At 65.6% G+C, this 17,369-nt stretch carries 11 protein-coding genes, 3 tRNA genes and 2 pseudogenes; 6 read left to right on the forward strand and 10 right to left on the reverse strand.

Features of this window, described 5'->3' with window-relative positions:
* Positions 1–11 precede the first annotated feature (11 nt).
* Entirely contained in the window at positions 12–1,748 is a 1,737-nt protein-coding gene (locus tag ACT2FV_RS24375) for a SulP family inorganic anion transporter (RefSeq protein WP_444504967.1), read from the forward strand.
* 42 nt (positions 1,749–1,790) lie between these two features.
* Here the strand turns inward: ACT2FV_RS24375 and ACT2FV_RS24380 are convergent.
* The 6 genes and pseudogenes from ACT2FV_RS24380 to ACT2FV_RS24405 form a co-directional block, all read right to left on the reverse strand.
* Positions 1,791–2,495, reverse strand: a pseudogene (locus ACT2FV_RS24380) (PfkB family carbohydrate kinase); the annotation flags it as partial.
* A 71-nt stretch (positions 2,496–2,566) separates the two neighbouring features.
* Entirely contained in the window at positions 2,567–3,511 is a 945-nt protein-coding gene (locus ACT2FV_RS24385; protein ID WP_124625723.1) for an ABC transporter substrate-binding protein, read from the reverse strand.
* A gap of 100 nt (positions 3,512–3,611) precedes the next feature.
* Complete coding sequence (locus tag ACT2FV_RS24390) at positions 3,612–4,649, reverse strand: ABC transporter permease subunit (RefSeq protein ID WP_444504968.1); 1,038 nt, start codon at positions 4,647–4,649, stop codon at positions 3,612–3,614.
* A gap of 40 nt (positions 4,650–4,689) precedes the next feature.
* Complete coding sequence (locus ACT2FV_RS24395; RefSeq protein WP_444504969.1) at positions 4,690–6,243, reverse strand: sugar ABC transporter ATP-binding protein; 1,554 nt, start codon at positions 6,241–6,243, stop codon at positions 4,690–4,692.
* Positions 6,230–7,477: an ROK family protein gene (locus ACT2FV_RS24400; RefSeq protein WP_059608591.1), complete on the reverse strand. Its 1,248-nt coding sequence runs from the start codon at positions 7,475–7,477 to the stop codon at positions 6,230–6,232. The genes ACT2FV_RS24395 and ACT2FV_RS24400 overlap by 14 nt, the downstream gene beginning before the upstream one ends.
* 339 nt (positions 7,478–7,816) lie before the next feature.
* A tRNA-Leu gene (locus tag ACT2FV_RS24405) sits at positions 7,817–7,903 on the reverse strand.
* A 432-nt stretch (positions 7,904–8,335) separates the two neighbouring features.
* Between ACT2FV_RS24405 and ACT2FV_RS24410 the strand changes: the two genes are divergently transcribed.
* Positions 8,336–8,899 carry a flavodoxin family protein gene (locus ACT2FV_RS24410; protein WP_059532936.1) on the forward strand — a complete coding sequence of 188 codons (564 nt, stop codon included), beginning with the start codon at positions 8,336–8,338 and terminating at the stop codon, positions 8,897–8,899.
* A 333-nt stretch (positions 8,900–9,232) separates the two neighbouring features.
* Here ACT2FV_RS24410 and ACT2FV_RS24415 read toward each other — a convergent pair.
* From ACT2FV_RS24415 to ACT2FV_RS24430, 4 genes and pseudogenes are all read right to left on the reverse strand, one after another.
* A protein-coding gene (locus tag ACT2FV_RS24415; protein ID WP_151052758.1) for an IS3 family transposase occupies positions 9,233–10,455 on the reverse strand; the annotation gives its coding sequence in 2 pieces (ribosomal slippage) (positions 9,233–10,087 and positions 10,090–10,455; 1,221 coding nt in all).
* Between the two features lie 99 nt (positions 10,456–10,554).
* Positions 10,555–10,641 (reverse strand) — tRNA-Leu (locus ACT2FV_RS24420).
* Between the two features lie 113 nt (positions 10,642–10,754).
* Positions 10,755–11,496 (reverse strand): annotated as a pseudogene (locus ACT2FV_RS24425) (hypothetical protein).
* 183 nt (positions 11,497–11,679) lie between these two features.
* Positions 11,680–11,766, reverse strand: a tRNA-Leu gene (locus tag ACT2FV_RS24430).
* A 249-nt stretch (positions 11,767–12,015) separates the two neighbouring features.
* Here ACT2FV_RS24430 and rnr point away from each other — a divergent pair.
* The 4 genes from rnr (at position 12,016) to rpiA (ending at position 17,154) form a co-directional block, all read left to right on the forward strand.
* Complete coding sequence (gene rnr, locus ACT2FV_RS24435) at positions 12,016–14,469, forward strand: ribonuclease R (protein WP_444504970.1); 2,454 nt, start codon at positions 12,016–12,018, stop codon at positions 14,467–14,469.
* Between the two features lie 151 nt (positions 14,470–14,620).
* A complete protein-coding gene (gene rlmB / locus ACT2FV_RS24440) occupies positions 14,621–15,364 on the forward strand; it encodes a 23S rRNA (guanosine(2251)-2'-O)-methyltransferase RlmB (RefSeq protein WP_059467602.1) in 744 nt (247 codons plus the stop codon).
* A gap of 117 nt (positions 15,365–15,481) precedes the next feature.
* Positions 15,482–16,354: an N-acetylmuramoyl-L-alanine amidase gene (locus ACT2FV_RS24445; protein WP_444504971.1), complete on the forward strand. Its 873-nt coding sequence runs from the start codon at positions 15,482–15,484 to the stop codon at positions 16,352–16,354.
* 107 nt (positions 16,355–16,461) lie between these two features.
* Positions 16,462–17,154 (forward strand): ribose-5-phosphate isomerase RpiA, encoded by a 693-nt coding sequence (rpiA, locus tag ACT2FV_RS24450; RefSeq protein WP_059603305.1) that lies wholly within the window; start codon positions 16,462–16,464, stop codon positions 17,152–17,154.
* Positions 17,155–17,369 lie beyond the last annotated feature (215 nt).

Genomic DNA, 17,369 nt, shown 5'->3' on the forward strand with positions numbered 1-17,369 from the left:
CCTGCCACTACATGACGACCGTCCCCCCCCATCCGGATGCCGGCCCGCAGCATCCCGGGCATTTCGCTGCACTCGATGCGGCAACGCCGTCGGCCACGCAGCGCATCGGTCTCGATGCGCTGGCCGGCCTGTCGATCGCCGGGCTGCTGATTCCCGAGGCGGTCGCGTACGCGGGTCTCGCCAACCTGCCGCCGCAAGCCGGCCTCATCGCACTGCTGTCGGGTCTCGTCGTCTATGCGCTGACCGGCAGCAGTCGCTTTGCGATCGTGTCGTCGACGTCGTCGTCGGCGGCCGTGCTCGCCGCGACCGTGCTGGCCGAGTCCGGGATGGCGCTTGCCGCGCAGCTCGCGCTGGCGGCCGCGCTCGTCACGATGACGGGCGTGCTGTTCATCCTGGCGGGCGCCGCGCGACTGGGCGGCATGTCGGATTTCGTCGCGCGTCCGGTCCTGCGCGGTTTCACGTTCGGCCTGGCGCTGACGATCGTCATCAAGCAACTGCCGAAGATTCTCGCGATCTCCGCGCAGCACGGTGACGCGCCGCATGTCGCGCTCGACCTCGTCACCGGCGCATCGCACGCGAACCTCGCGAGCGTCGCGCTCGGCACGACCGCGCTCGCGTTGCTGTTCGTGCTCGGCCGGCGCTCGCGCGTGCCCGCGACACTGGTCGTGATCGTGCTGTCGATCGCGGCCGGGTATATGGTCGACTGGCAGCAATACGGGATCGCCATCGTCGGACACATCGATTTCCGCCACATCGAATTCGGGCTGCCGCATCTCGACCGCAATGCATGGATGCAGACGGTCGAACTTGCTTTCGCGCTGATGCTGATCCTGTATGCGGAATCGTACGGATCGATTCGCAACTTCGCGCTGAAGCACGGTGACAGCGTGTCGGCGAACCGGGACCTCGTCGCGCTCGGCTGCGCGAACCTCGTGTCGGGGCTGCTGCACGGGATGCCGGTCGGCGCCGGCTATTCGGCGACGGCCGCGAACGAGGCGGCCGGTGCGCGGTCGCGTTTCGCGGGCTTGTGGGCGGCCGGCGTGGTCGCGCTGATCGTGTGGCTGCTGCTGCCGCAGCTTGCGCGCACGCCGGAGCCCGTGCTCGCGGCGATCGTGATCTTCGCGGTCAGCCACTCGCTGCATCCGTCGGTGTTCCGGCCGTACTGGGTCTGGCATCGCGACCGGCTCGTCGTGATCGCCGCGCTGCTCGCGGTGCTCGTGCTCGGCGTGCTGCACGGACTGCTCGCGGCCATCGGCGTGAACCTGCTGCTGACGCTGCGCAAGTTGTCGGAGCCGAACGTGAGCGTGCTCGGCCGGCTGCGCGACGGGCACGACTTCGTCGACGTCGCGAATCACGCCGATGCGAAGCCGGTACCCGGAGTGCTGATCGTGCGGCCCGAGGCGCAGCTATTCTTCGCGAACGCGGACCGGATGCTCAATCGCGTGCGTGTGCTGATGAAGGCCGCGCCCGATGCGCGTACCGTGCTGCTGAGTCTCGAGGAAACGCCGGACGTGGACGGCACGACGATCGAGTCGTTGCGCACGTTCGCGGCCGAATGCGCGGCCCGCGGGCTGCAGTTCGCGATCGTGCGGCTCAAGGAGCACGCGCTGCATGCGCTGCGCCGTGCGGCCGACGAGACGCTGCGCGACGACGCGATGTCCGAACTGAGTGTCGACGAGAGCCTGCAATTGCTGCAGGCGCGCGGCAATGGTGGCAATGGTGGGAAGGGCGCTCAGGGCGATGCGTGACGATGCGAGGCGAACGCGCCGTCCAGCGCGTTCCGGTGCTGCCTAGTGCGATAGCGCGGCGTCGGCCGATTCGGCGGTCGCCGGATTCGCGATGACCTCTGCCATCTCGGCAGCCGTGGGCGCATACGCGCCCGCATGCGCACAGGCGACTGCCGCGCAGGCTGCCGCGTAGCGCAGATGATCGGCGGCCGATGCGCCGGGGTGCACGAGCTGGCTGGCGAGCCAGCCACCGATGCTGGCGTCGCCGCAGCCGACGGTATCGACGATCTCGGTCGTGAACGCCGGCTGGAACAGTGCGGTATCGCGATGCAGAAGCTGCATGCCGGCCGCGCCGCGCGTGACGAGCAGGCTCGCATCGGGCGCCCACGCGCGCAATTGCGCGAGCGCGGCGGCTTCGTCGAGTTCGGGGAACAGGCCGCGCAGATCTTCGTCGGAGACCTTGATCCAGTCGGCGAGACTTGCCAGCCAGCGCAGTGTGTCGCGATACGACGGCGCGGCCATCGGTGCGCGATAGTTCGGATCGAACGAGATTCGCCTGCCGGCGGCGCGTGCCGCCTGCACGACTTCGATCAGGCGCGACGCAAGCGGCTCGCGCACGACGCCGAGCGAGCCGACGTGCACGATCTCGGCCGCGTCGAGCGCGCCGTCGGGCAAGTCGGCCGGATCGAACGCGAGATCGGCGCTGTTGTCGCCGATGAAGAAATAGTCGGGCGGCTGTTTCGACACGACCAGGTTGAGGCGAGGGGACGGGCAGGGCCGGGCGCCGCGCGCGGCGAGGCGGCCCGGCACCGCCGGGGATCGCGGTTGGTGTCGCGCGATCAGCGCGGGCTGCTCCAGCCCTTGTAGCCCTTCACGTTGTCGCGCGTGACGAGCATCGGCTCGATCAGGATCATCGGGTTGGCCGGCTTCTGGCCGTTCATGATCCCGTAGCCGACGTTGACGGCCTGCTGCGCCATCGCCCATGGGTCCTGGCTCGACGACGCCTGCACGAGCGTGTTGGACTTCAGCGCCACCTCGATGTCCGGCGCGCCGTCGACCGACGTGATCACGATGTTCGGGCGATTCAGCTGCTTCGCCGCGAGATCGCTGCCGATCGCCTGCGGGTCGTTGATCGTGAACACGCCGTCGAGCTTCGGAAAGCGCGTCAGGTAGCCCTGCATCGCGTTCATCCCGCCTTCGCGCGAGCCTTTGCCGTCCTGGTCGCTCGACAGCAGCTTGATGCCCGGGTTTTTCGCGAGCACGGCCTTGCAGCCGTTCACGCGATCGATCACGGCCGATACCTGCGGGCCGTTCTCGATGATCACGTTCCCCTTGCCGCCGAGTTTCTTCGCAAGGTAGTCGCACGCCAGCTCTCCGGCTTTCACGTTGTTGGTCTGCACGGTCGCGTTCGCGCCGGCAGCCGCGACGTCGACCGCGACGACCGTGATGCCGGCCGCCTGCGCCTTCTTCACCGCCGGCTCGATCGCCTTCGGATCAGTCGCGTTGAGCAGGATGATGTCGACGTGCGCGGAGATGAAGTTGTCGATCTGCGTGAATTGCTTGTTCAGGTCGTAGTCGGCAGAAACCGCGGTGACCTTCGCGTTCGGGTTGAGCTGTTTGGCGCGTGCTTCGGCACCTTTCACGATCGTGACGAAATAAGGGTTGCCGAGCGACCCGACCGTGACGCCGATCGATTTCAGCGGCTTGTCGGCTGCGTGGGCGGTGGCGGCGCCGAAGGCGAGCGCGCAGGCGACGGCGGTCAGGGCGGCTTTGTGCTTGAACATGTCGTTGTGTCTCCGGAAGGTCCGTTGGCGGACGGGCGCAGGAGGACCTGCCTGCGCCCTGATGGTTGAATGGTGAGAAATGCGCGGTGAGGAATGCGTGTCAGGTGCGGGCCGAATCGCGCTGGCGATAGCGGTCGAGCGCGACGGCGCCGATGATCACGAGCCCCTTGATGATGTATTGCCAGATGTCGGACACGCCGAGCAGCACGAGACCGTTGGTCAGCACCGCGATGATCAGCGCACCGATCAGCGTGCCGACGATCGAGCCGACGCCGCCGACGAAGCTCGTGCCGCCGAGGATCACCGCGGCAATCGCATCGAGTTCGTACGACTGGCCGAGCTGCAGGCCGTTGGCCGCATAAAGCCGCGCGGCCGACATCACCGCGCCGAGGCCCGCGAGCAGACCCGACGCGGCATACACGAACAGCTGGATCGCCCGCACGTTGATGCCCGACAGGCGTGCGGCTTCCGGGTTGCCGCCGACCGAATAGATCCGCATCCCGAGCACCGTGCGGCGCAGGATGAACCAGGACAGCGCGATCACCGCGCATGCGATCACGACGAGCCACGGCACGCCGAGGATCGTGCCGTTGCCGATGAACGCGAACGGCAGTTGCGGGTTGAAGACGGTCGTATCGTTGCCGATCAGGCGGGCGACGCCGCGCACGGCCGTCATCGCGCCGAGCGTGACGATGAACGGCGGCAGACGCAGGAACGAGATCAGGCCGCCGTTGATCGCGCCGAACACGAGGCCGACGGCGAGCGCGCTCGGCACGCCGAGCCAGCCCCAGCCGGGAATGGTCGACGCGAGCAGCGCGGCGACGGCCGATGCGGCGAGCACCGAGCCGACCGACAGGTCGATGCCGCCCGTCAGGATCACGAAGGTCATGCCGGCGGCGAGCACGATGTTGATTGAGGCCTGCTGCGTGACGATCGACAGGTTCTGCAGCGTGAAGAAGCCGTCGGTCAGGAATCCGAAGCCGATGCACAGAACCAGCAGCACCGGCAGCATGCCGGCGGTGCGCATCAGCGATTGCACGCGCGCGCGATGATCGGCGCCGCGCATCACGGGCGTACGGTTGGCCACCGGATGGGCCGTCGCGGAAGCGAGGTTCCGCTGCTTGGTCGGGTTGATCATGTCGGTACCTGGACGTAAGAGGGAGATGAAGGGGCCGTGGTCAGTGCGCGTCGGCGAGTTCGGCCTGCGAGCCGGTGGCGAGCGCGATGATCGCTTCCTGCGTAATGGGTGTGTGCATGTGGCCGCCGAGTTGGCCGGCGATCTCGCCTTCGCGCATCACGAGCACGCGATCGGCGACGCCGATGATTTCCGGCAGCTCGCTCGAGATCACGATCACGCCGACGCCCGCACGGGCCAGTTCGTTGATGATCCGGTAGATCTCGGATTTCGCGCCGATGTCGACGCCGCGGGTCGGTTCGTCGAGAATCAGCACGCGCGGCTTCGTCTCGAGCAGGCGCGACAGCAGCACTTTCTGCTGGTTGCCGCCCGACAGCGCGCCGACGTTTACGTTCGCGTTCGGCACGCGGATCGACAGCGAGGCGATCGCGTCGCGCGCGCGTTCGGTGCCGCGTGCGAGATCGAGCGCACCGAGCCGCGCGTCGCGGTTGCAGACGGAGATGTTGATGTTGTCGCGCACGCTCATGTCCAGGAACAGGCCCTGGCGCTTGCGGTCCTCCGTCAGGTAGACGAGGCCCGCGTCGATCGCGTCGCGTGGCGAATGTGCGCCGAACGTACGATCGCCCAGCTTCACGTCGCCGCGCGTGCGGGGTTCCGCGCCGAAGATCAGCCGCGCGAGCTCGGTGCGGCCCGCGCCGACGAGCCCGGCGATGCCGAGCACCTCGCCCGCATGCAGGTCGAGGCTGCAGCCGCGCACGCGGTTGTCGTCGGCAATGTCGCGTACCGACAGCAGCAGATGGCCGGGGTCGTACGGCGCATGTTCCTTCTTGTAGAAGCCGGAGATGTCGCGCCCCACCATCATCGCGACGAGCCGTTCGGCCGACAGCGATTCGCGCTCGAGCGTGCCGACGTACGATCCGTCGCGCAGCACCGACACGCGGTCGGACAGCTCGTAGATCTCGGCCATCCGGTGGCTGATGTAGATGATTGCGAGACCTTCCTCGCGCAGTTGGCGGATCAGGCCGAACAGGTGCTCGGTCTCGCGCGATGACAGCGGTGTCGTCGGTTCGTCCATCACGAGGATGCGGGCGCGGGTGTGCACGGCGCGCGCGATCTCGACGAGTTGCTGCTCGGCGATCGACAGCGTGCCGACGAGCGTGTCGGGCCCGAACGGGGCGCCGAGACGCGTGAGCACGTCCTGGCAGCCGCGCGCCATCGCCGCGCGGTCGATGGTGCCCCAGCGCCGGTTGCCGCGCCGCAGTTCGCGGCCGACGTAGATGTTTTCCGCCACGGTCAGGTTCGGCGCGAGGCACAGCTCCTGGTAGATCACCGCGACGCCCGCATCGCGCGCGGCGAGCGGGCCGTCGACGTCGATGCGCTCGCCGTCGATCAGGATTTCGCCGCCGGCGTCGGCGCGGTACGCACCCGACAGGATCTTCATCAGCGTCGATTTGCCCGCACCGTTCTCGCCCATCAGGGCGTGGATCTCGCCCGGATAGACGGTCAGGCTGACGTTGTCGAGCGCGCGTACGGCCGGGAACGTCTTGCTGATCCGGCGCATCTCGAGCAGCGGCCGGGGCGACTCAGAATGCGACATGATTGACCTCCTGCGATTCGGTGCGGGCGCCCTTGAGGATGCCGGCCCGCGGGGAGAAGTTGAAGAACATCGGCAGCGTCGCGGCGCCGATCGCACCGGCGTCGGCGCCGAACGTGCCGCGCACGAGCGTCGGCGTGCCGCGCGCTTCCGGCGCGGTGGCGACGAGCGCCGCGCGCAGGCGGGTCATCAGCGCATCGAGCAGGCCCGCGTCGGTATCGGCATCGAGCACGACCACCGGCGCATCGACGACGCACAGCACCGCGCGCAATGCCGGGGCGAGTGCATCGACGCAGTCGTCGATCCATTCGTCCACCGCCGGCAGGCCGCGCGCGATGCAGGCCTCGAGGTCGGCGCGGTTCTCGACCGTCTCGCCGTGATGGCGCAGGTGGCGTACGAGCGCGTGCAGCGATGCGCGGGCGAGGAGGATGTCCCACGGGCCGCGAGGCGGCGGCGCGGAGGCCAGCCGGCTCGGCGGCACAGGAATCACGGCGATGTCGCCGGCATTGCCGGTCACGCCGCGCAGGCAGTCGCCGTCGATCGCGATGCCGCCGCCGATCGCGGGACCGATGAACAGGTACACGAAGTCGTCGCACTGCCGGCCGTACCCGTAGAACAGTTCGGCGATCGCGGCCGCGTTGCCGTCGTTTTCGCCGAACACGGGCAGCGACAGCGTGCGCCCGAGGTCGCTCGCGAAGTCGACGTCTTCCCATGCGCGGAACGTGTCGGGCGCGAGGCCGAGCTCGCGCATCCATGCGCCGAGGTTATACGGCTGCGCGACGCCGACGCCCGTCAGGCGCGCGCGCTCATGCGCGGGGAGCAGATCCTGCATCGCATCGATGTCGTGCCGTACGATTTCAAGCACGTCGGCCGGCGGGGGGAGCAACGTGTCATGGGAGCGGCGGCCGAGCACGTCGCCCGCGAAATTGACGAGCGCCGTCTCGATGCGCATCCGGTCGAGATGGACGCCGATGCCGAACGCGCCACGCGGATCGAGGCGGATCAGTGAGGCCGGCTGGCCGCGCTGGCCTTCGGTGCGGCCGGCGAATGCGATCAGCTTTGCATCGGCGAGCGACGCGATGATGCTGCCGACCGCCGTGCCCGTCATGTTCGCGAGACGGGCGAGGTCGGCCTTCGACGCGCTACCCGCACGGCGCAGCGTCTTCAACAGCAGGCGCTCGTTGTAACGGCGCACGTTGGCCGAGTTGCTTCCCTGGCCGATGTGCGGGCTTCTCATGGCGTCTCCTTCCATGGGCGCGTCGGTTGCGACGCATTAAATAAATCACGTTGATTTATTTAACCGCGTGAGCGGCGGCGTGTCAGCCTAGGGAAATCCCGGTTTCGTTCTGGGGCGACGATGGAGGCGGCGGGGAGGCGGCAAGAGCGGAGCGAATCACCGAAGTGAGGCGATCCGCGTGCAGGAGGGCCGGCGTGGAACCCGCCCGGCACTCGGTTCGGATTGGCGGGCTGGTGCGAGTCGCGCTGCGGCTGCGGTGTATCCGCAAGGGCACCCGCAGTGATTCCGGAGCCGGAAATGAAAAAAGGCCGGCATAAAGCCGACCTTTTCAAAAACATATGGTGCCCAGGAGAGGACTCGAACCTCCACGATGTTGCCACCGCTAGGACCTGAACCTAGTGCGTCTACCAATTCCGCCACCTGGGCACGTTTCGCTTTGCTGCATCGCGAAAGAACGCAATTATAGCGTGCCCGAAGGGCGTGTCAACAGATTTTTGTACGATCGTTTGGATGGGTGTAAAAAAGGGCGCGCCTGGGTTGTCGCGTCTGAATGCCGTGGTCGGTCGATGCGGGTGTGAGGGAATCATTGCCGGAAAGGATCGAGCGAATTTCCCGAATGCACACTTACGTGTGTCGCCAGGGAAATTGTTGTCGATGGCATCCTGTCGTGCGCGCTGTCCTGCGGTTATGGGATGCGATCGCAGCGATTGTCCGCTCGCCTGGCGGGCCGTGTGCATGTAGATGTCGGCATGCAATGGCGCGTGCGACGCATGTGGGCGAAGTCGGTTGTATTTCGATCTTTTCTGTTACTATCGCGGTAACGCTTATTGCGGAACGATCCGCGCCGAGGAGTTCGTCATGTCAGAAATCGCAGTGGTTTTTCATAGCGGCTACGGCCACGCAGCCGTTATTGCCGACGCAGTTGCGCGCGGCGTCGAGAAAGTCGACGGCGCGTCGGTCAAGTTGATCCCCGTCGACGCGATCGACGAACACTGGGAGTACCTGGAGCGCGATGCGAAGGCGATCATCTTTGGCTCGCCGACCTACATGGGCAGTGCGTCCGCTCAGTTCAAGGGCTTCATGGACGCATCGTCGAAACATTGGGGCAAGTGGCGTGACAAGCTGGCGGCCGGTTTCACGGTGTCGGCTTCGCAAAGCGGCGACAAACTGTCGACGTTGCAACAACTGGCGGTCTTCGCCGCCCAGCATCAGATGCTGTGGGTCAGCCTCGGTCTGATGCCCGGCAACAACAGTAGTGCGGGTTCAGTCAACGATCTGAATCGGCTCGGGTCCTTCCTCGGTGCGATGGCGCAGGCAAATGCAGACGAGGGCGGCGATGCGATCCTGGAGAGCGATCGCAAGACGGCGGAAGTGCTGGGCGAGCGTGTCGCGATTGCCGCGAAACGCTGGAACGGCGCCTGAGGTCGGCGGCAGGGCGCTCTTGATGGCCGTTCGGCTGCCGGATCGATGAAGAGGCGAAGTGTTTGTCGCGTGTCCACCGAATTCGCTGGGCATCTCGAAATTCGCACCCTCCGATTCCGCTTCGTTGCTTGAGTCGGAAATGACGAAAGGCCGGGATAAGCCGCTCGCTTTTGGAAAGCGGATGGAGCACGGGAGGGGGGGGGCTTGGTAACGCGGGCGCGCCCCCGAGTTGCGCTTGAAAATGCAGCTTTTCGAGCCCTCACGCAAAGTGCGCAGCGCTTTGCCTCCTGAGGCTGATGTCAAGTCCTGGAATAAGTTGACAGTATCCAGGCGCTAGAACGCCCGATGCACCGCATCGGGCGTTTTGTATTTCAGCGCGGCATGTGGCCGTTCATAGTTGTAGATGTGTACCGACTGTTCGACCATCTTGGCGGCCTGTTCAAGGTCCGCAGGACGTTGCAACAGGAACTCCCCCTTGAGAATGCCGTTGACCCGCTCAGCCAGCGCATTCTGATAGCAGTCGTAGCCGTCCGTCATTGAACAGCGCAGGCCGTGATGCCGATGGATGTCCTGATAGTAGGTCGAACAGTACTGGACCCCGCGATCGGAGTGATGGATCAACGGCTGCCGGCTCCGGCGCTTGCGCAACGCCTTCTTGAGCGCCTGACTGACCTGCTCGGTTTGCAGGCTGTCGTGAACGTGATGACCGACGATCTTGCGCGAGAACGCATCCGTGACGAGACTCAAATACACAAACGGGCCAGCCGTCGGCAGATACGTGATGTCGGCCACCCACACTTGTTCGGGGCCGGTCGGCACGATTTGATCCGGCCCGGGTTTCAGTAGATTCGGATGACGCCGGAAGCGGTGATGGCTATGGGTGGTCTTGTGATACGCCCGGTGCGGTACGACCAGTAGGCGCGCGGCACGCAGCACGTCGAACAGCCGATCTCGCCCCAGCTTGATGCCGCGCTCGACCAATGCTGGCCCGAGCAGATGATGTAGCTTGCGTGTGCCCAGCCTCGGCTGGCGAAGCCGCACGTCTCGCACCAGCGCAGTGACGGTCTCGCTCTGCGAGCAACGGTGTTCCTCGCTGCGGCATCGCTTGTAATACGCTTGGCGGCTGATACCCATGTATCGGCAGGCCCGCTCGACGCTCAGCTTTTCGATCCGCTTTTGCGCGACGACCTGCCTGAAGGCTTTTTTACGGTGATCCCGTAATCCTTGCGCATCACGTCGATCACGGCTTCGAATAGCGCGGCTTTCTCCTGCGCCTGTCGCAACTGCGTCTCCAACTCCTTGATGCGCTGCTCCGGTGTGAGCGGCTTTGAGTCTTGCTTTGACATGGTGGAACCCGATCGCGCACGGCCGGATGGATCGGCCCAATCCTGCAAGCCGTGCTTACGTAACCATACCAGCACGGTCGAGCGCCCCTGGATGCCGTAGCGTCGCTGTGCCTCTTTGTACGTCAGTTCGCCTTTTTCGACCTGCACCACCACCGACAGTTTAAAAGCCAGGCTGTAGTCCCGCTGCGTCCGCTTGATCCCTTGCTCCATTTGGCACCTCTTCGTTTCGGCGAAAAAGTGTCAACCTATTTCAGGACGGGTCACTGAAAAAGAAAAAGGCCGGCTAAAAGCCGGCCTTTCTTAAATAAGTGGTGCCCAGGAGAGGACTCGAACCTCCACGGTGTTGCCACCGCTAGGACCTGAACCTAGTGCGTCTACCAATTCCGCCACCTGGGCACGTTTCGCTTGCTGCGATGCGAAGACCGCTATTTTAGCGTGTCTCGAGAGCCTGTCAATACAATTCGAGCGACGGCGATAAAAATTTCTTCGCCCGTCGCATGGTCGGAGCATCACGCGCCGATCGGAACCGCACGCTTTGCCGCGAAATTCCAGCGCCGCGATTCAGCCGTGTTGACGCGGGCAGGCAACGAAGCTACTGCGCGGAACGTATCGGCGATGTTCTGATGCCCACCGAAGTTCTGAGAGGCTGCGGAATCGGCACATCGGGATTCGCGTCGACCGATGCGACGTACGGATCCCGCGTGATCCATGCATCGACGCTTCCGCGTTCGAACGTCGCGCGGCCGTCCGCCGGCGTCAGGTAGTGGAATGCCGCGTCGTTGGGGGGGGCGAGCTTTATGTGTGCGAGGGCGGCAAGCACCCGGTAGCGGCTGCCGACAGCCTTCGTGATGGCGATGCGCTTGCTCTTGAGATCGGCCAAGCGTGGGCAGCGCGCTGTCGCGTTTGGCGATGATGGCCTGCGCTTTCGGTGACGGCGCTTGCTGCGCGACGTACACGAAGACGAAGCGCGCATGCGCGGCTTGCGCGAAGACGGGAGCCGTGTCGGGCACGTCGGCGCTGAAATCGACCGCGCCGACGTTGAGCGGTTCGGTCAGTGGCAAGCCGCTTGTGAATTCATGGCGCGACACGCGCAGGCCGAGCGGCGCGAGCGACTGCTCGAGCGTGCCGCGCGTCTTGAGCGTCGACGATTTTTGATGTCCGATGCGCAGCGTGGATGGGGTGTTCTCGGCGTGCACCGGGATGCGGGCCCGGCATCGCGCGTGCGAACGCGCGGCGGGTCATCGACGTCATGGGCCGTGTTCCTCGCTGGATTCGTTGAAAGCAAGGCGGCTGACGTACCAGCGGGGAGGGCAATCGATAACCGATCAATGCTGCTATCGATCGGTGCGATGGGCATATGGCGCGGCCAGAGCGCGTAATGCAACGCTTGAAATGAAAAAAGGCCGGCATGAAGCCGACCTTTTCAAAAACAGATGGTGCCCAGGAGAGGACTCGAACCTCCACGGTGTTGCCACCGCTAGGACCTGAACCTAGTGCGTCTACCAATTCCGCCACCTGGGCACGTTTTGCAGTAGCTGCTTGCTGCAAAGAAGTGGAATTATAGCGCCCCAATTAATTGTGTCAACATTTTTTTGCAATGCACTGCAAACCCGCCGCTGCGGCGCCTGCACGCGGCATTCGCGTCTTTTGGCAACACAGGCGGGTGATAGAATGATCCGCCGCCGTCACTATAGAACTGTCTGACGGACACTTCTATGTTGATGCCGTGCACCATCAGTCAACGCAACGAGAACAATCATCGACAAACCCTTGAGCAAATATCCGTACCCCATTCCGAGCCGTGAAGAAATTCTCGGCGTGCTGCGTACGAGCGACGCGCCGCTGGCAGCCAACGACATCGCCGAAGCGTTGTCGATCAAACGCCAGGAACGCGAAGGGTTCTTCCGGCGTGTCGCCGCGATGGAACGCGACGGCCAGATCCGCCTCGACAAGCGCGGCCACTATCAGCTCACCCATCCGTCGAATTTCGTCGCCGGCCGCGTGCAGGGGCATCGCGACGGCTACGGGTTCGTGATCCGCGACGACGGCCAGGACGACCTGTTCTTGCCGAACGGCGAAATGCAAAAGGTCATGCACAACGACCGCGTGCTCGCGCGGATCGTCGGCTACGATCGCCGCGGCCGTCCGGAAGGCCATGTCGTCGAAGTGACCGAGCGCGCCAACAAGCGCGTGATCGGCCGCCTGCTCAACGAGAACGGCGCGCTGATCGTCGCACCCGAAGACAAGCGCATCGGCCACGACATCCTGATCACGCAGAACGTGAAGAAGGCGAAGGTCGGGCAGGTCGTCGTCGTCGAACTGACCGACTTCCCGAGCCGCCATTCGCAACCGCTCGGCCGCGTCGTCGAGGTGCTCGGCGACATCGACGATCCAGGCATGGAAATCGAGATCGCCGTGCGCAAATACGGCGTGCCGCACGAATTCGGCCAGCGGGCGCTCGACGATGCCGCCGCGCTGCCCGACGCGGTCCGTCCGGCCGACCTGCGCTTCCGCGTCGATTTGCGCGACGTGCCGCTCGTGACGATCGACGGCGAGGACGCCCGCGACTTCGACGATGCCGTCTACTGCGAGCCGACCAAGGTCGGGCGCGGCGACGGCTACCGCCTGATCGTCGCGATCGCCGACGTGTCGCACTACGTGCAGCCGGGCAGCGGCCTCGACGCCGACGCGCTGGAGCGCAGCACGTCGGTCTATTTCCCGCGCCGCGTGATCCCGATGCTGCCGGAGAAGCTGTCGAACGGGCTGTGCTCGCTGAATCCGCAGGTCGACCGCTGCGTGCTCGTGTGCGACATGGTGATTACTGCGCGCGGCGAGATCAAGGCGTACCAGTTCTATCCGGCGGTCATCCATTCGGCCGCGCGCCTGACGTACACCGAAGTCGCGGCCGTGCTGTCGAACACGAAGGGGCCGGAGGCCGCGCGCCGCGCGGACCTGCTGCCGCACCTGCAGGATCTGTACGGCGTCTACAAGTCGCTGTTCGCCGCACGCCAGAAGCGCGGCGCGATCGACTTCGACACGACCGAGACGTACATCGTCTGCAACTCGCAGGGCAAGATCGAACAGATCGTGCCGCGTCAGCGCAACGATGCGCACAAGCTGATCGAGGAATGCATGCTGGCCGCGAACGTCTGCGCGGCCGATTTCCTTAAGCGCAACAAGCATGCGGGCCTGTACCGCGTGCACGCGGGGCCGACGCCGGAAAAGCTCGAGAACCTGCGCGCGTTCCTGCGCGGCATGGGCCTGTCGCTCGGCGGCGGCGAGAAGCCGCATGCGAGCGACTATGCGGCGCTGATGGCGCAGATTCGCGACCGGCCCGACGCGCAGATGCTGCAGCCGATGCTGCTGCGCTCGATGCAGCAGGCCGTCTACAGCCCGGACAACATCGGCCACTTCGGTCTCGCGTATGAGGCGTACGCGCACTTCACGAGCCCGATCCGCCGCTATCCCGACCTGCTCACGCACCGCGCGATCTACGCGATCCTGTCGGGCAAGAAGTACACGCCGAAGGCACCGGACGGCTTCGAGCTGAACACCGCGCTGTCGCCACGCGCCCGCGCGATGCAGCAGGCCGACGACGAAGCGCGCGGCCGTTCGCGCGTGAACACCGCGATCTGGGAAGAGCTCGGCCTGCATTGCTCGGCGAACGAGCGGCGTGCCGACGAAGCGTCGCGCGACGTCGAGGCCTGGCTCAAGTGCTACTTCATGCGCGACAAGCTCGGCGAGGAATACGGCGGGATGGTGAACGGCGTCACGTCGTTCGGCATCTTCGTGCAGCTCGACACGCTGTTCATCGAAGGGCTCGTGCACGTCACGGAACTCGGCTCGGACTACTTCCAGTACGACGAGATCAAGAACGAGCTGCGCGGCGAGCGCACGGGCATCCGTTATCGCCTGTCGGATCGCGTGCGCGTGCAGGTGAGCCGCGTCGATCTCGATGCGCGCAAGATCGACTTCCGCCTCGTGCGCGACACGCCGGTGAAGGCGCCGCGTCCCGCATCGGCGCCGGTTGCTGTCGGCAACGGCAACGATCGCGGCGGCCCGCGCGTGCGCTCGTTGCCGCCGGTGGAGGAAGCCGCGCCGCGTCGCAAGCGGACGGCCAGCGCACCGGCCGCCGCGGTAAACGACACGCGTGCGGCGAAGAAGAAGGGCGGCGCGCCGGCGAAGACGGCCGCGAAGAAGGTACACGCCCACAAAAAGTATTGAGCGTTTGGGGCAGCGCACGCGCGTGCCCCTGCAGTATCGAGAGACGCCGCGTTCTACCGGTCACCGGCCGGCAACGCGGCGCTTTCCTTTTCCATGGATCGCGGCTGCGCCCATCGCGCGGCCGCACGTTTGATCGAAGGTTGTTCCAGTCATGTCACGTCTGAAGGTTCTTTACGGTTTTCATGCGGTGACCGCACGTTTGCGGCACGATGCGTCGACGGTTGCGGAGGTGCTGTACGACCAGACGCGCCGCGACCGCCGCATGCAGGACTTCCTGCACGCCGCGAAGGAAGCGGGCGTGCGGCTGATCGCAGCCGATGAAACCCGCCTGTGGGGTCTCGCGCATACCGAGCGCCACCAGGGCGTCGTCGCGCGCGTCGAGGACGTTCCGCTCGCACAGAACCTGTCCGAACTGCTCGACGGCATCCAGGGTCCGGCGCTGCTGCTGGTGCTCGACGGCGTCACCGATCCGCACAACCTCGGCGCATGCCTGCGTGTCGCCGATTCGGCCGGTGCGCATGCGGTGATCGCTCCGCGTGACCGCGCGGTCGGCCTGAACGCGACCGCGGCGAAGGTCGCGAGCGGCGCGGCCGACACGGTGCCGTACATCACGGTCACGAACCTCGCCCGCGCGCTGCGCGAGCTGAAGGAGGCCGGCGTGTGGATCATCGGCACGTCGGACGAGGCGCCGGGGACGCTGTACGACACGAAGCTCGATGGTCCTGTCGCCATCGTCATGGGTGCGGAGGGCGAAGGCATGCGTCGGCTCACGCGCGACACCTGCGACGAAGTGATGAGTATCCCGATGGCCGGCAGCGTCGAAAGTCTGAACGTGTCGGTCGCGAGCGGCGTGTGCCTTTACGAAGCGGTGCGGCAGCGGCGCGTGAAGGGCTGATACACGGGCTGATATACGGGCTGACCCACGCGGCCTCGCGCGATGCGCGGGCCGTTACGCCCCGAACGACGCGTGCCGCCACTGCGCGCGGCACGCGGCTCCCGGAACTCGCGGACCATGACCCTGTTTCGCCTCGGCGCATTGTGCGCCATCCTCGGCCTGCTGGCCGCCTGTACATCGCCGTCGCTGGTCGAGCGCGGTGCCTACTACGCCGATACGCGCCTGCATGCGCGCGGCGCCGATTCGCGGATCCGCTTTCTCGTGATGCATTACACCGAAAGCGACGAAGCGAGATCGCTGAGCACGCTGACGGGCGATTCAGTCAGCGCGCACTACGTCGTGCCGCCGCAACCACGCGTCGAATACGGGATGCCAGTCGTCTACCAGCTCGTTCCCGAATCGAAACGCGCATGGCATGCGGGTATCAGCGAATGGCAGGGCACGACCGAGCTCAACGCGGCGTCGATCGGCATCGAGAACGTGAACCGCGGCCCGCTCGATCCGCAAGACCGCACGTGGCAGCCGTATCCGCCCGAACAGGTCGATGCGCTGATCCGCCTGTCGAAGGACATCGTCGCGCGCTACGGAATTTTGCCGACGCGCGTGGTCGGGCACAGCGACATCGCGCCACAACGCAAGATCGATCCGGGGCCGCTGTTCCCGTGGCACGCGCTTGCGCAAGCCGGCGTCGGCGCGTGGCCGGACGACGCGACCGTAGCCGCGCGACTAGGCGGTCGTGATCCGCACGCGCTCGTCGACGTGCGGGAATTGCAGCTGAAGCTTGCACGCTACGGCTATGACGTGCCAACCGACGGCGTGCTCGACGCGCGCACGCAACGCGTATTCTCGGCGTTTCAGATGCATTTCCGGCCATCCGACTATGCGGGCAACCCGGACGCCGGGACCGATGCGATCGCGCAAGCGCTGCTCGACAAGTATTTCCCCGCCACGCCACCTGCGGAGGACGGTGCCGCAACGGGCGCGCCCTGACGATCGATCAGGGCGCGCGGTGCCGCAACACGCACCGAAAAAGCCCGGGTCGTCATCCGAGTCCGGTAAACTGCCGGTTTTCCGCAATCCCGCTGTATTCCCACCCCATGACTCAAGACGAACTCAAACGCCTGGTCGGCCAGGCAGCCGCCGATTATGTGATCCAGAACGTGCCGGAAGGCGCCGTGATCGGCGTCGGCACCGGCTCGACCGCCAACTGCTTCATCGACGCGCTCGCGGCCGTCAAATCGCGCTACCGCGGCGCCGTGTCGAGTTCCATCGCGACGACCGAACGCCTCAAATCGCACGGCATCAAGGTGTTCGACCTGAACGAGGTCGAATCGCTGCAGGTGTACGTCGACGGTGCCGACGAGATCGACGCAAGCGGCGCAATGATCAAGGGCGGCGGCGGTGCGCTGACGCGCGAGAAGATCGTCGCGTCGGTGGCCGATACGTTCGTCTGCATCGCGGATGGCAGCAAGCGCGTGCCGGTGCTCGGCGCATTCCCGCTGCCGATCGAGGTCGTACCGATGGCGCGCACGGCGATCGGCCGGCGCTTGGCCGCGCTGGGCGGCGTGCCGGTGTTGCGCGTGACGAAGGACGGCGAGCCGTACATCACTGACAACGGCAACGAAATCATCGATGTGAAGGGGCTGCAGATCACCGACCCGCGCGGTTTCGAAGCGCAGGTGAACGCATGGCCGGGCGTCGTGACGGTCGGCCTGTTCGCCGAGCGCGGCGCGAATCTGTGCCTGCTCGGCACGGCAAACGGCGTTGAAACGATCGTTTATCCCGATTAATCGAAACTGAATGAGAAGCAGTCCGTAATGGCGTCAGGATGCCGTAATGGATTGCATGTTTAAATTCGACGGAAAGCCCGGCCCGGCAAGCGCAGCGCGCTTTCCGGGCTTTTTTTGAAGCCTTATAAATCACCACATCAGAAAGAGGGATAACCCTGTCAGGTGTTTACCAGATAGCGAAATATCCCCGAACTCATCAACTTATAGATCATAAG

The organism is Burkholderia sp. PR2 (assembly GCF_052372875.1).
Classification (GTDB): domain Bacteria; phylum Pseudomonadota; class Gammaproteobacteria; order Burkholderiales; family Burkholderiaceae; genus Burkholderia; species Burkholderia diffusa.

Excerpts from the sequence above, each read along its gene's own strand:
- ACT2FV_RS24390 (WP_444504968.1), bottom strand. The coding sequence starts at position 4,649 with ATGATCAACCCGACCAAGCAGCGGAACCTCGCTTCCGCGACGGCCCAT.
- ACT2FV_RS24395 (WP_444504969.1), bottom strand. The coding sequence starts at position 6,243 with ATGTCGCATTCTGAGTCGCCCCGGCCGCTGCTCGAGATGCGCCGGATC.
- ACT2FV_RS24385 (WP_124625723.1), bottom strand. The coding sequence starts at position 3,511 with ATGTTCAAGCACAAAGCCGCCCTGACCGCCGTCGCCTGCGCGCTCGCC.
- rpiA (WP_059603305.1), top strand. The coding sequence starts at position 16,462 with ATGACTCAAGACGAACTCAAACGCCTGGTCGGCCAGGCAGCCGCCGAT.
- ACT2FV_RS24410 (WP_059532936.1), top strand. The coding sequence starts at position 8,336 with ATGTCAGAAATCGCAGTGGTTTTTCATAGCGGCTACGGCCACGCAGCC.
- ACT2FV_RS24375 (WP_444504967.1), top strand. The coding sequence starts at position 12 with ATGACGACCGTCCCCCCCCATCCGGATGCCGGCCCGCAGCATCCCGGG.
- rlmB (WP_059467602.1), top strand. The coding sequence starts at position 14,621 with ATGTCACGTCTGAAGGTTCTTTACGGTTTTCATGCGGTGACCGCACGT.
- ACT2FV_RS24445 (WP_444504971.1), top strand. The coding sequence starts at position 15,482 with ATGACCCTGTTTCGCCTCGGCGCATTGTGCGCCATCCTCGGCCTGCTG.
- ACT2FV_RS24400 (WP_059608591.1), bottom strand. The coding sequence starts at position 7,477 with ATGAGAAGCCCGCACATCGGCCAGGGAAGCAACTCGGCCAACGTGCGC.